The sequence below is a fragment of the Rhodanobacter sp. FW021-MT20 genome, from assembly GCF_041107475.1.
Taxonomy (GTDB): Bacteria; Pseudomonadota; Gammaproteobacteria; order Xanthomonadales; family Rhodanobacteraceae; genus Rhodanobacter_A; species Rhodanobacter_A glycinis.
Window position 1 is genome coordinate 13,351 of sequence record NZ_JBGBPX010000020.1, and the last position, 13,450, is coordinate 26,800.

Consider the following 13,450-nt stretch of genomic DNA (forward strand, 5'->3'; position numbering starts at 1 on the left):
CTGCCCCCTGGAGCAGATCGCATGAGCTTGAGTCTGACTCGTTCTCTATGGCAATACCGCGGTTTCATTCTGGGCAACGTCCGGCGCGAATTCGAGGCACGCTATCGTAATTCCCTGCTCGGTGCCGCCTGGACGGTATTGCAGCCGCTGGCAATGATCACAGTCTACACCGTGGTTTTTTCCGAACTGATGCGCGCCCGTGTTGCCGGTCTGACCGGGCCTTACGCTTACAGCATCTACCTGTGCTCGGGCTTGCTGACCTGGGGCTTGTTCGGCGAGATCCTCCAGCGTGGACAGACGGTTTTCCTCGATCACGGCAACATGATCAAGAAGCTCAGCTTCCCGCGCATCTGCCTGCCCGCCATTACCGTGTTGAATGCGCTGGTCAATTTCGCCATCACCTTTTCGATCTTCCTGGTTTTTCTGCTGTTGTTGCACAGCTTTCCCGGATGGGTCGTGCTGTGGGCAATTCCGCTGTTGATCGTGCAGGTTGCCTTCGCCATCGGCGTCGGAATGATTGCCGGCGTGCTGAATGTCTTCTTTCGCGACGTCGGGCAATTCGTGAACATCCTGCTGCAGTTCTGGTTCTGGTTCACCCCGATCGTCTACTCGGCAGCCACGCTCTCGCCCACCGCGCGCACGATAATTCAACTCAATCCGATGACCCCCTTGGCCGAGGGCTATCAAGCCATTTTCGCCTACGGCCGGGCGCCCGCCTGGCACGGTACCTGGCCGGTCGCGATCCTCGCCGTGGCACTGTGCGTGTTTGCGTTACTGCTGTTCCGCCGCCGCTCCGCCGAAATGGTGGACGAACTCTGATGAGCGATCTTCGCGTCAACGGTCTGGGCAAGGCCTACAAGCACTACCCCAGCCAGTGGTCACGCCTTGCCGAATGGGTCTTTCCACTTGGCAAGCCACGACATGTCCAGCACTGGGTCATGCAAGACGTCAGTTTTCAGCTGAAGGCAGGCGAAGCGGTCGGCATCGTCGGCATCAATGGCGCCGGCAAGAGTACCTTGCTGAAAATGATCGCTGGCACGGTCCGTCCCACTTGTGGCGAGATCGTCGTCAACGGGCGGGTGGCTGCCATGCTGGAACTCGGCATGGGGTTCCATCCCGATTTCACCGGGCGTCAGAACGCCATCATGGGCGGCCAGTTGCTTGGCCTGTCAGTCGAAGAGATTCTTCAACTGATGCCGCAAATCGAGGCCTTTGCCGAGATCGGCAACTACATTGACCAGCCCACGCGCACCTACTCCAGCGGCATGCAAATGCGGCTGGCTTTCAGCGTAGCCACCGCACGACGCCCGGACGTCCTGATCGTGGACGAGGCTTTGTCGGTAGGTGATTCCTACTTCCAGCACAAGAGTTTCGAGCGCATCCGCGCATTCCGACGCGAAGGCACCACCCTGCTCATCGTGTCGCACGACCGTTACGCCATCCAGACCATCTGCGATCGCGCCATCTTGCTTGATGGCGGACGGGTACGCATGCAGGGTTCGCCGGTGGACGTGCTGGACTTCTACAACGCCATGATGGCCGAACATCGTCACCAGATGATCCGGCAGGAGACATTGCCCGATGGCCGTGTTACCACCGTGTCAGGCACCGGCGAGGTTCGCATCCAGCAAGTGCAACTGCAGCACCTGGATGGGCGGACAGCTGACACCGTCGAAGTCGGTGAAACTCTGCACCTTGTGGTACGCATCCGCGCTCACCAATACGTACCCCGCCTGGTGCTTGGCTTTCTGTTGAAGGACCGCCTCGGCCAAGCCATCTACGGTATCAACACGCATCGCCTCGACCAGCCACTTGAAGACCTTCAGGCCGGCGAGGAAACGACATTCCATTTCCGGTTCCCGGCTCGACTCGGCAAGGGTAGCTACTCCGTCTCGCTATCGCTGTCGCGGGAGGATTCGCACCTGGACAAGAATTTCGAGTGGCGTGACAACGCACTGATCTTCCATGTGTTCAACACGCACCAGGAGGATTTCGTGGGAAGCAGCTGGCTCGACGCCAAGGTGGAAATCGAGCGCCATCGCTAACCTTGGTACATCCAACGCAACGTCTCGACCAGGTCATGGTCCGGCAACGTCCCAACCCGCTGCTGCAATAGCGACGGGTCGCCGCCCAAGCGGTGCACTTCGTTGTCGCGCACGAACTCCGGATTCACTTCGACGTCTATCGCGTAGCCCGCAATGGAGGCCATTGTCGCCAGCACTTCACGAAGCGAATGAACCCGCCCCGTGCAAATATTGAAAGTGTCGCCACCGCCCGACGTTTCAAGCAATCGACGATAGACCCAAGCCACCGCCCTCACATCCATGAACTCACGCCAGACATCCAGATTCCCCAACGCGATGCATCGTTTCCCGCTTCGGAAATGCTCCACCAGCTTGGGGATCAGGAATCGAGGATGCTGCCCTACCCCCGTGTAGTTGAATGGTCGTGCAAAAACGATGGAAAGTCGGTCAGCCCAGGTCCGGGCCATATATTCCATCGCCAGCTTGCTGACCGCGTAATCATTTGCAGGAGCCGGCGCAACACCTTCGTCCAGCAAATCTCCCCTGCCACCAGCGTTGCCGTAGACATTCGCGCTACTGGCCAGCACTACGCAATCCGGTGGTGTGGACAAACTTGCCAAGGCCGCCAGCAAGTTGTGGGTACCAACGATGTTGGTCTGGTAGATGCCCCCCACATCGCCATGCGCCACGTAGGCGATGGCCGCCAGATGGACCACCGCCGTAGGTCGAGCAGCTGCCACGGCTGCATGCACGGCCTGGGCGTCAAGAAGATCAACGCGGGCCACGGCGCCCGCCGGCTCCGCCCCAAGACCGACAACCTGATGACCGGCATGCTTCAGCTCATCGGCTACGTATCGCCCGGTGAACCCGCCCAGACCCGTGACAAGAACGCGCAACGGGCGGCCCTCAGAAGGAGTGACCATGCTCGTTTCTGCGCAAATCGGCTTCAACCATCATTTGGCAAAGTGTCTCCAGCGGAGTCTCCGCTGACCAGCCGAGTTTCTCGCGGGCCTTGCCCGCATCGCCAATCAGCAAATCCACCTCGGCCGGCCGTTGATACCGCGGATTGACGCGCACCAGCGTTCGCCCCGTGCGCACGTCGATGCCACACTCGCCGGTATCCTCTCCCTGCCAGGCAATCTTGATATCGCAGGCGGCGAACGCCAACTGCGCAAAGGTGCGAACACTCTCGGTGCGCTGGGTGGCGAGCACATACGTGTCCGGTTCGTCGACTTGCAGCATGCGCCACATGCCATCCACGTACTCGCGGGCGTAGCCCCAGTCACGCTGTGCATTCAAATTGCCAAGCTCCAGAACGTCCTGCATGCCCAGCCGAATCTTCGCCACGCCATCGGTAATCTTGCGTGTGACGAATTCGCGCCCGCGCAGTGGTGATTCGTGGTTGAACAAAATGCCGCTGGCCCCGAACACACCATAGGACTCCCGATAGTTCACGGTAATCCAGTGCGCATACAATTTGGCGACGCCGTAAGGGCTGCGTGGATGGAACGGCGTATCCTCGCGCTGCGGTACCGCCTGTACCTTCCCGAACATCTCCGATGTGGACGCCTGATAGAAACGAATGTTCGGATTGACAGTGCGGATCGCCTCCAGCAGGTGCGTCGCGCCAAGACCGGTGATCTGCGTGGTGGTTACCGGTTGCTCGAAGGAGGTACCGACAAAACTCTGCGCAGCCAGGTTGTAGACCTCGTCGATACGGTATTTTTCCAGCAGCCGCATGGCGCCCCCCATGTCCCCGAGGTCGAACTCCACCAGCTCGAGTTGCGGGTGCGTGGCTATCCCAAGCTCTTCGATACGCCAGAAATTGGTTGAGCTGGTTCGCCGGTATGCACCTGCCACGCGATACCCCTTCTGCAACAGGAAATCCGCCAGGTAAGCACCATCCTGACCTGTGACGCCCGTGATCAATGCCGCCTTCATCGAATCTCCAACATACGGTTGAGTATGTCATCCTAAGCGGGTTAAGCCGACTTTCAAAGCTCCCGCGCCAGAGACGTGTTACCGGTCACGAACTCGCCACATTCGGGGTGCCACCAAGGAGCCAGCCAGTGCGGATGCCTGTCGTCATCAAGCATCGACCACAGCGTGTGCGTGGTAGCTTCCCAGCTCGGCCCTGCATTTGGCGCTGTCTTCGTCGACGCCCTTTCAATCCGGGCCGCGCGACGAATCGCCTCGACCAGACTGTCCACATCAGCGCCGTCAAAAAAGCTTGCGAAGCCCGATGACACCTCGCGAAACACCGGAATGTCACGCGCAATCACGGGCAAGCCACGTCTAGCGGCTTCTACCAACGGTAGACCGAAGCCCTCGCCTTCAGAGGCAGCAATCAATGCACGCGCCACATCGTAGATTCGTTCCAAATATTCATCGCTGGCCTGATCCAACCAGAACAGTCGTCGACCCAATTGTTCATGCGAGCGCAACCGGGCTGCCAACATGCCGCACATCCACCCCTCCCGCCCCACGATCACCAAAGCGACATCCGCGCCGTGTTCCCACAATCGTTCAAACGCATCCAGCGCCATCGCATGCCCTTTGCGAGGCTCGATCGTACCGACCATCAGAAATGTGGGCACGGCATGCCAGCGTGACAGCAACACTTCCGCATCGATCGGCAAACCAGTGCTTGGCCGGGTCGAGGCCGGATCATTGCCGGGATGGAAGTAACCGATCGCCAATTCGCGCCCGCGATGCGGCGGATGCTCGTCAAACCAGCTGCGCACGTCTTCGGCCACCGATCTCGAGATGCACAACAAGCCATCGGCATGCTGCCCGATGCAAGCCAGCCAGCGAGCATGCATATCCGCGATACCTTCGGGAAAGTGATGCGGCATGCGTACCGGCAACAAGTCGTACACGACAAAGAGCAACCTTGCGCCGCGCACTCGCCAAGCCTTCAGCAAGGCAGCTTCCTGCGGCAATGCATCGGCGACCCAGTCCAGACCGAGCAGGGTATCGCCCATACCCGGCTGAACAACCGTGTCTGCGAGATTGAGCATGGGCAGCCCGAGTATCTTCAGCCCATAGTCCACCGCTTGCCGATAGCCCCCAGACTCCAGCCGTACCGGCTCAACCCTGCGCACCGTCTGATCAAGTCGAAGCAATTCCGATAGCATGCCTCGCACTACGCGCTCGATTCCGGTATGCAAGTCGCTGCGGGAGGTGGCACTGACATCAACGAAAAGTCGCGGCAAGCCCACTCGCGCCCGATTGACCGAAAGGCCGAACTCATCCCCATCCCCGGACTTGCCCTCCGGATTAGTCGCCATGCCCTTTCGGCGCATGCGATCCACCATGCGAGCCTGTTCTGCCTCACGCGTATCGCCAACAAAGCATTCAATGGCGTCGCGATAGCACAAGGCAACCTTGGCGGGGTGGTGGTGCTCTCGTATCCAGCACTGTGCACCGGCACCCAGCATATCGCGCCGCACTGCGTCGCCATGAAGTTGGCACAGGGCATCGGCCAGCGCTGCATCCTCGAACCGATCGGGCAACATGAGGGCCACATCCGGCGGCAATTCAGCCGCCGAACCGTGCGCATTGGCCACCAATGGCAATCCATGAGCCAATACATCGAAAATCGCGGCCGAAGTTTCACCACGCGAGGCCGTCCGCAATTGCACTGCCACATCGGTCGCTGCCAGATAGTCGGCATAACTTTCGGGACCAACGAAATCCGTGATGTGGATGCGCTTTCGAGCTCCCGATGAGCCGATCATGGCATCCATTTGCCGGCCGTAATCCCCGCCATGATGCTCACCCACGAAAACCAGGTGACAGCGAGGATTCGCAGACAGAGGCGACTGCAGCCACGCTGCCAACAGTCGGTGGTTCAACTTGGTCGGTGCAATCATGCCGAAGCTGCACACCATGAACTCATCGGATGCGAAGCCGAGCAAGCGACGCGCCAGGCGACGCCTGCCTTGCACGACATTCTTCGGAAACGGCACGACGGTGAACTTCCGCGCCACATCCTCTCCGAAATATCGCCGCGCCTGTTTCACCGCATAATCCGAATGCACGACAAGTCCGAGGGCATGCTCGATCACGTCGCGGCTCACCGGCCACGCGTCTAGCGTGGACGCACGACCGTGTTGCTGGTCGTGCAGTACTGCGGAATAGCCATGGTTTGCATGGAGCAACCGTGGAAACGCATCTGGATTGCTTGACTGTTGAGTCATCCAGTTACGCACCGCACCCAGCCAGGAGTCGTGCAGCATCACCACGCCAGGACGCTGTTCAAGCAGCCCGAACATATGCGCATGAAAGGGAGAGTTCCCAAAGTGATAGAGCACGCGCTCCACCCCGGTCTCCAGCCGTAGCCAGTCTACCGAGCGCAACGGGAAATTGGCCTGCACCCAAGGATCGAGTACTTCAGGCTGATCCACCACGACATCGATGTCGTAATGGCTATCCAGCTCGCGCAGCAACCGTGCACTGTAGTCGGCAATACCGGAATGAACCGGCGGCAGCGGCGAGACATAGGCGAGGCGGGGGCGCGCGGAGTGTGTACCCGCCACTCGCGTCATCATCCGATGATGCTGTTCGATGGCTACACGTGCGCGACGGGCACTATCTTCCCAAGTGAACTTGCGCGCCTGTATCGCAGCATGTTCGCGCAGATGATCGCGCAGCCCTGGAAGCATCAATACATCACGCAATTTGGCCGTCATCGAACTGCGGCTGCGAGGGTCGAACAAGGCATCCTTGCAACCAATAACCTCGGGAAGGCTCGCGGCATCCGAACCAATCACTGCCGCCCCGCAAGCCATCGCTTCAAGTGGCGGCAACCCGAGCCCCTCGTGCAGTGATGGTGCAACGAACAAGATACAGCCCGAATAAAGCGCGGCCAGATCGGCGTCTTCCAACGCGCCGGTAAAAATCAGGGAGCCCTGGGGTAGGCGGTGCCGTCGACCGAGCCCAAGCAAGTGATTCTTGGCCTGCTCGTTACAGCGGCCAGCCAGCACCAATGAATGACGCTGGCGCAATTCGGCGGGCAAGTCCGCATAGGCATCGATCAGCGCGTCAACGTTCTTGTGTGCGTCGTAGCCTCCAACATACAGCAGGAAATTTCCGGCCAACCCCCACGCCTGTTGCCAACGGGTGCGGCACGCCGCGTCGATCGACACGGGATGAAATAGCGGATCGGCTGCACCGGATACCACGGCGATACGATCCTCGGGAATTTGCATGGCATCGATGGCTTCGCGCCGCGAAGACTCCGACAGTGCCAGCAATAGCCCACACCGTTTGAGCAGTGCCAGCCGGCGGTAATACCACTGACGATAGCCCGCGTCGCGCAGATGACGGCCAGGATGCAGCAACGGGATCAGGTCGTACAGTGTGGCCACGTGCCGCGCATCGTCCCGGCCCGATCCCAAGGTTACGGCCGAATCGTCCCCCCATCCTTCAAACAGGCTGCTATGCCATATGCAGTCCGCCCGCAATGAAGTAAGAAGAGCCGATTGCCCTGCTTCCGCCATGCCGACGCGCCGATCGTTGCCCGGCTGACATCCGGCAATGCCGAAGGGTAACTCATCCACCACAATGCGCTCGCGGGGAATCAGCCCTTCGAATTGGCTGATCAACTCGAGGGACGCATCATCGTAACGCCCATTCAACATCAGCCAGAGCTCATGCTCTCCAGCCTCTGCCGCAAATGCTTTTGCCATCGACAAGCTATAACGACCGATACCGCGATATCGACTGTTTGACTGCGCGCCTTGCAGGTCAAGCACGATTCTCATCGAAATCCCGTCACTATCTGTCGAGCTGACACGGACGCGGCCGACAGGCCATCGCGGCAAAGATCATCATCAGCTAACCGCCACCGTGGCGCGAATACAGCTTTGCCCTGATCCGTTGATGCAACCAGGGAAACCGTCTCGCGATCAGGCCGGCCACACGACGCAGCACCGGCACTTCAAGCACGGCCCTCGCAACACGACTCGCAGCATGCGGGATCCAGGAACGCCAATGACGCACGGCACGCAATGGTCGCGTTATTCGCCAGGAACGGCTGCCAAGAAACGAGGCTCGCATGACATCACGCTCATAAGCCAGTGCATGCAAGCGATCATCAAGTACAGCCATGGCGCGCTCGAGTTCACGGGTGCGCTGTTGCCTGCCCTCGCTGACGGCAAAGAGCTCGCGATAATCCATTTGCAGTGCAGCCAGGCGCTCGCGCATCAGAAAGCAGTCATGCTCCAGGTCGACCAGTCGATCCAGACGCTGATCCGATAATACGCGCCAATCCATCCCGGAGGATTGAGGCGATATCGTTTGTGCTTCGGCATGGCTCATTTCGTCACGCTTCTCGTGCATCACATCATTCTGCCTCGTCAGTCACCCACGGAAACACGGCACTCATGTACCTGTCGCGCAGGACTCGCGCTTTTGCTGCAGGCATCCAGCCAACGCGCGGACACTGGCCTCCATCGAAAAATCACGAGCCATGTCGATGGCTGCCTGCTCTCCGAGGCACGCCCCCCACCCGCGCTCTCGGTGCAACCGGCGCATATGCGTTGCCGCATGCTCCACATTGGGATCTGCCCACTGTTGCCCCTCCGCAAACGGGTACTCGCCGTCGACGACCGGAATCATCTGGTAGTCGACAAGACAGCTGTTGGCTTCGGTCATGTAATCCATGTTCCCCGAATAGGCCGTTGCCACTACCGGCTTGCCCAGGCACATGGCCTCGGCCATTCCCAGCCCGAATCCTTCGCATCGATGCAACGACACGTAAGCATCACAACAACGCTGCAACGCCCACAGATCGTCACGCTCCAACATGTCGTCACGGATCATGATGCGATGATCCCCACCCGCCGACCTGGCCAGATCCATCAGCCATTGTGAATGGTGCTGCCCATTGCTCGACTTCAGCACCAGGCAAACTTTCTCGTCGCCGGCGGGGAAGGCCGAGCGGAATGCCTCGATCACCGCATGTGGATTCTTGCGCGCAATCGTCGAACTGAAATCAAACGTGCACAAGAACACGTAATCGTCATCCCCCAGATCGAAATGTCGACGCTGCAGACCACTCCCGGCACACGGCGTCACCGGGATGGGAATACGCGTCACCGGCTTCGTGCACACTTGACGCATGGCACGTTCCACGAAAGTGGATGAAACGAGAATTTCGTCCACCCGATCAATCGCCGGCAGCCAATCCACCGGAAAGCGCTCCAGCTCCCAGAACCAGTACCCCATGATCCAGCGCCCCAACCTGTTCTCCCCCATGCGTCGGAGTGCTGCTTCCCAATAATCGGGATTGATGAAGACCAGGTCGTTGCCGGACCCGGAGGCCCCATCGAAATACTCGGCCAAGGTGCGATCCCGCCGAGCATGGGGGATATCAATGTCGACATCGTGCAATACCACCGTATTGCCGGAAGCAATAAGAGCACGAGCGAAAAGCCGCGCGCATTCGCCCAACCCGAGCCATCGGGAAAAATAGCCATGCAGGTCCAGGGCAGGAAGCGCCACGAGAGGCATCCCTGCATGGTTGGCATGAGTCCCCGCAGGCGTTGTCGCCATCGCCACCGACAGCTGTTGCCATTCCATCGAACGTGCGAACTCGAAGTCGCGATGGATGGAATTTTCAAGTGTGGACCGCAAGCCATGACGCCAGGATCGGGGAATGCAGCGGCGCACCGCGGACAACCCCGAGGCAGACAAGGCCTTGAGGATCGTGCTCCTCCATATCGCCCCCTGCGCCTTCAGCACGGAAGACGATCCGGCCACCCAAGCACATCTCTCATAGTCAAGGACGCCATACCCACTGCCAGCAGTTTTAATTCACCCCATGCGCGCCACGTCGGCGCCTGGCCGCGCATGAACGCGGGTACAAGCCGCGTTGCACCATGCACTCAGGCTTCATTTGCACTATGCCACAATAGCCAAATTTCACGGAGCCAAACATGAAGACCTGCTTGATTACCGGCGGCGCCGGCTTCATCGGCGCGAATTTCGTGCTGCAAGCCGTAGCCGATGGCCTGCGTGTGGTGAATCTGGACAAGCTCACCTACGCCGGCAACCTTGACACGCTGTCTTCGCTGCAGGGCAATGACCGGCATGTGTTCGTGCAGGGCGACATTGGCGACCGTGCGCTGGTGGCGAAGCTGCTGGCCGAGCACCGCCCCGATGCGATCGTGAATTTTGCCGCCGAATCGCACGTGGACCGCTCCATCGACGGTCCGGCCGAATTCGTGCAGACCAACGTGGTCGGCACGCTAGGCCTGCTGGAATGCGCCCGCGACTACTGGCGCAGCCTCGAAGGCGCGGCCCGCGAGGCGTTCCGCTTCCTGCATGTCTCCACCGACGAGGTCTACGGCTCGCTGGGCGACGAGGGTCAGTTCACCGAAACCACCGCCTACGCGCCCAATTCGCCCTACTCGGCCTCCAAGGCCGCGTCCGACCACCTGGTCCGCGCGTTCCACCACACCTACGGGCTGCCGGTGCTGACCACCAATTGCTCGAACAACTACGGGCCGTACCAGTTCCCCGAGAAGCTCATTCCGCTGGTGACCGCCAAGGCGCTGGCCGGCGAAGCGCTGCCGATCTATGGCGACGGCCTGAACATTCGCGACTGGCTGTTCGTGGGCGACCACTGCTCGGCGATCCGCCGCGTGCTCGACGCCGGTCGCGTGGGCGAAACCTACAACGTGGGCGGCAATGCCGAACGCACCAACATCACCGTGGTGAAGACCATCTGCGCGCTGCTCGACCAGCGCCGGCCGCTGGCCGACGGCCGTGCCCGCGAGTCGCTGATCACCTACGTGAAGGACCGCCCCGGTCACGACCGTCGCTACGCCATCGACTCCAGCAAGCTGCAGCGCGAGCTGGGCTGGAAGCCTTCGCAGACCTTCGAAAGCGGCATCGCGCAGACGCTGGACTGGTATCTCGATCATCAGCCGTGGGTACAGCGCGTACTCGACGGCAGCTACCGCATGGAGCGACTGGGACAATGAGCAACACCACCAAGGGCATCATCCTCGCCGGCGGCTCCGGCACGCGGCTTTATCCGATCACCCAGGCGATCAGCAAACAGCTGCTGCCGGTATACGACAAGCCGATGATCTACTACCCGCTGGCCACGCTGATGCTGGCCGGCATCCGCGAGGTGCTGATGATCAACACCCCGCACGAGCAGGCGTTGTTCCAGCGGTTGCTGGGCGACGGCTCGCAATGGGGCATCGAGATCCGCTACGCCGTGCAACCCTCGCCGGACGGGCTGGCACAGGCGTTCACCATCGGCCGCGACTTCGTCGCCGGCCAGCCCAGTTGTCTGGTGCTGGGTGACAACATTTTCTACGGCCACGGCTTGACCGAGCGGTTGAAGCGTGCCTCTACCCGCGAACGCGGCGCCACCGTGTTCGGTTACTGGGTGCGTGACCCGGAGCGCTACGGCGTGGCCGAGTTCAACGCCGAAGGTCGGGTGATCGGGTTGGAGGAAAAGCCGACCCAGCCGAAGTCGAACTACGCCGTCACCGGCCTGTATTTCTACGATGGCCGCGTGTGCGACTATGCCGCCGCGCTGAAGCCCTCGCCGCGCGGCGAGCTGGAAATCACCGACCTCAACCGCTGCTACCTCGATGACGATTCGCTGCACCTGGAACAGCTCGGCCGCGGCTTCGCCTGGCTGGATACCGGCACGCACGAATCGCTGATGGAAGCGGGCAACTACATCCAGACCATTGAGAATCGCCAGGGCCTGAAGGTGTGCTGCCCGGAAGAAATCGCCTACCTCAACGGCTGGATCGATGCCGAGCAACTGCTGCGCCTGGCCGCGCCGCTGGCCAAGACCGGCTACGGCCAATATCTGCAGCGACTGGTGTCGCAAGGGCTGGCTCGATGAAGGTGCTGACCACCCCGCTGCCCGGTACCCTGGTGATCGAACCGCAGGTGTTCGGCGATGACCGCGGCTTCTTCTACGAGAGCTACAACGAGGCGAAGTACCGCGAAGCCGGCATCGACCGCCGCTTCGTGCAATCCAATGTCTCGCGCTCGGCCCGCGGCGTGCTGCGCGGCCTGCACTATCAGTGGCCGAACCCGCAGGGCAAGCTGGTCAGCGTGCTGGAAGGTGAGGTGTACGACGTGGCGGTGGATATTCGTCACGGCTCGCCCAACTTCGGCCGTGCAACCGGGGTCATGCTGACCGCTGCCAATCACCGCCACTTCTGGGTACCGGAAGGCTTCGCCCACGGCTTCTGCGTGGTTTCCGAGTTCGCCACCTTCAGCTACCAGTGCACCGCGCTGTACGACCCCAAGGCCGACGCCGGCATTCGCTGGAACGACGCCGCGCTGGCCATCGACTGGCCGATCAGCGCACCGCTACTGTCGGACAAGGACGGCAAGACGCCGCTGCTCGCCGATGTGCCGGCCGAACGGCTGCCGGTGTTCGAGGCATGAAGATCCTGTTGCTCGGCGCCAACGGCCAGCTCGGCCGCAGTTTCATCGAGGATGGCGGCTTGGCCGCACGCGGCGAGCTGATCACTGCCAGCCGTGACGGCCGCCGCTTCGACGACGGTCCGGCCGAAGCCGCCGACCTGTCGGCGCCAGACAGCCTGCCCGCCCTGCTCGACCGCCTGCGTCCCGACGTCATCGTCAACACCGCGGCCTACACCGCAGTGGATCGTGCCGAACAGGAAGAAGCGCTGGCCACCCGCGTCAACGGCGATGCCGCGGGCGCACTCGGCCGCTGGGCCGCGGAGCATGGCGCGCTGGTCGTGCACTACTCCACCGATTACGTGTTCGACGGCAACGCCAGTGCACCGTATCCGGTCGACGCGCCTGTCGCGCCACTGGGCGCCTACGGCCGCAGCAAGCTGGCCGGTGAACACGCGCTGCGCGACAGCGGCGCCGACCATCTGATCCTGCGCACCGCCTGGGTGTATGCGCCGCACAGCCACAACTTCCTGCGCACCATGCTGCGATTGGGCGCCGAGCGCGACGAGCTGCGCGTGGTGGCCGACCAGATCGGAGCCCCCACCAGCACGGCACTGATCGTGCACGGCACGCTCGCCGCACTGGACGTTTGGCAACAGGCTGACGGTGCGCAACGACGCGCCCTGCTCGGCACCCATCATCTGGTAGCCAGCGGTCACACGTCCTGGCACGGTTTCGCCAGCGCCATCTTCGATGCCGCCCATGCGCGCGGCCAGCTCGAACGCCAGCCGCGCGTGATCCCCATCACTACCGCCGAGTTCCCCACCCCGGCCGCGCGCCCGGCATGGTCCGTGCTCGACAACACCGGCTTCAGCGCACGCTTCGGCTATGCTTTGCCCGACTGGCAAACCGGCCTGCATGACGTGCTGGATGCGCTTTCGCACCAGCGCGCCTGACATGATCGGCAGGCACGCAGCACATTGCGCGCCTGCCGCTTGAGCCGCGATGCCCTGGGC

11 protein-coding genes are annotated in these 13,450 nt (G+C 61.5%); 6 read left to right on the forward strand and 5 right to left on the reverse strand.

The window, feature by feature from the left end:
* The first annotated feature begins 21 nt into the window (after positions 1-21).
* Both AB7849_RS16845 and AB7849_RS16850 read left to right on the forward strand, forming a co-directional pair.
* Positions 22-819 carry an ABC transporter permease gene (locus AB7849_RS16845; protein ID WP_008216395.1) on the forward strand — a complete coding sequence of 266 codons (798 nt, stop codon included), beginning with the start codon at positions 22-24 and terminating at the stop codon, positions 817-819.
* Positions 819-2,045: an ABC transporter ATP-binding protein gene (locus AB7849_RS16850; protein ID WP_008216393.1), complete on the forward strand. Its 1,227-nt coding sequence runs from the start codon at positions 819-821 to the stop codon at positions 2,043-2,045. The genes AB7849_RS16845 and AB7849_RS16850 overlap by 1 nt, the downstream gene beginning before the upstream one ends.
* On the opposite strand, the gene AB7849_RS16855 is transcribed toward AB7849_RS16850, so the two are convergent.
* From AB7849_RS16855 to AB7849_RS16875, 5 genes are all read right to left on the reverse strand, one after another.
* Entirely contained in the window at positions 2,042-2,947 is a 906-nt protein-coding gene (locus AB7849_RS16855) for an NAD-dependent epimerase/dehydratase family protein (protein ID WP_008216391.1), read from the reverse strand. The two genes, AB7849_RS16850 and AB7849_RS16855, sit on opposite strands and share 4 nt — an antisense overlap.
* The gene (gene gmd / locus AB7849_RS16860; RefSeq protein ID WP_369501423.1) at positions 2,931-3,965 is read right to left on the reverse strand and encodes a GDP-mannose 4,6-dehydratase; all 1,035 of its coding nucleotides are present in this window, start codon (positions 3,963-3,965) and stop codon (positions 2,931-2,933) included. Before gmd ends, AB7849_RS16855 begins: the two co-directional genes overlap by 17 nt.
* A 53-nt stretch (positions 3,966-4,018) precedes the next feature.
* A complete protein-coding gene (locus AB7849_RS16865) occupies positions 4,019-7,792 on the reverse strand; it encodes a glycosyltransferase (protein ID WP_081491867.1) in 3,774 nt (1,257 codons plus the stop codon).
* Between the two features lie 73 nt (positions 7,793-7,865).
* Positions 7,866-8,369 (reverse strand): hypothetical protein, encoded by a 504-nt coding sequence (locus AB7849_RS16870; protein WP_157618218.1) that lies wholly within the window; start codon positions 8,367-8,369, stop codon positions 7,866-7,868.
* Between the two features lie 42 nt (positions 8,370-8,411).
* Entirely contained in the window at positions 8,412-9,773 is a 1,362-nt protein-coding gene (locus AB7849_RS16875; protein WP_157618217.1) for a glycosyltransferase family 4 protein, read from the reverse strand.
* A gap of 194 nt (positions 9,774-9,967) precedes the next feature.
* Between AB7849_RS16875 and rfbB the strand changes: the two genes are divergently transcribed.
* The 4 genes from rfbB to rfbD are packed head-to-tail and all read left to right on the forward strand — an operon-like array spanning position 9,968 to position 13,390.
* The gene (rfbB, locus tag AB7849_RS16880; protein ID WP_008216373.1) at positions 9,968-11,017 is read left to right on the forward strand and encodes a dTDP-glucose 4,6-dehydratase; all 1,050 of its coding nucleotides are present in this window, start codon (positions 9,968-9,970) and stop codon (positions 11,015-11,017) included.
* Positions 11,014-11,904, forward strand: a complete 891-nt coding sequence (gene rfbA, locus AB7849_RS16885; protein ID WP_008216371.1) for a glucose-1-phosphate thymidylyltransferase RfbA — start codon at positions 11,014-11,016, stop codon at positions 11,902-11,904. Before rfbB ends, rfbA begins: the two co-directional genes overlap by 4 nt.
* Entirely contained in the window at positions 11,901-12,458 is a 558-nt protein-coding gene (gene rfbC, locus AB7849_RS16890) for a dTDP-4-dehydrorhamnose 3,5-epimerase (protein ID WP_008216368.1), read from the forward strand. Before rfbA ends, rfbC begins: the two co-directional genes overlap by 4 nt.
* Positions 12,455-13,390 carry a dTDP-4-dehydrorhamnose reductase gene (rfbD, locus tag AB7849_RS16895; RefSeq protein ID WP_008216366.1) on the forward strand — a complete coding sequence of 312 codons (936 nt, stop codon included), beginning with the start codon at positions 12,455-12,457 and terminating at the stop codon, positions 13,388-13,390. The genes rfbC and rfbD overlap by 4 nt, the downstream gene beginning before the upstream one ends.
* Positions 13,391-13,450 lie beyond the last annotated feature (60 nt).

Coding starts and splice junctions, on each gene's coding strand:
- AB7849_RS16845 (WP_008216395.1), top strand. CDS start 22: ATGAGCTTGAGTCTGACTCGTTCTCTATGGCAATACCGCGGTTTCATT.
- AB7849_RS16850 (WP_008216393.1), top strand. CDS start 819: ATGAGCGATCTTCGCGTCAACGGTCTGGGCAAGGCCTACAAGCACTAC.
- AB7849_RS16855 (WP_008216391.1), bottom strand. CDS start 2,947: ATGGTCACTCCTTCTGAGGGCCGCCCGTTGCGCGTTCTTGTCACGGGT.
- gmd (WP_369501423.1), bottom strand. CDS start 3,965: ATGAAGGCGGCATTGATCACGGGCGTCACAGGTCAGGATGGTGCTTAC.
- AB7849_RS16865 (WP_081491867.1), bottom strand. CDS start 7,792: ATGAGAATCGTGCTTGACCTGCAAGGCGCGCAGTCAAACAGTCGATAT.
- AB7849_RS16870 (WP_157618218.1), bottom strand. CDS start 8,369: ATGCACGAGAAGCGTGACGAAATGAGCCATGCCGAAGCACAAACGATA.
- rfbB (WP_008216373.1), top strand. CDS start 9,968: ATGAAGACCTGCTTGATTACCGGCGGCGCCGGCTTCATCGGCGCGAAT.
- rfbA (WP_008216371.1), top strand. CDS start 11,014: ATGAGCAACACCACCAAGGGCATCATCCTCGCCGGCGGCTCCGGCACG.
- rfbC (WP_008216368.1), top strand. CDS start 11,901: ATGAAGGTGCTGACCACCCCGCTGCCCGGTACCCTGGTGATCGAACCG.
- rfbD (WP_008216366.1), top strand. CDS start 12,455: ATGAAGATCCTGTTGCTCGGCGCCAACGGCCAGCTCGGCCGCAGTTTC.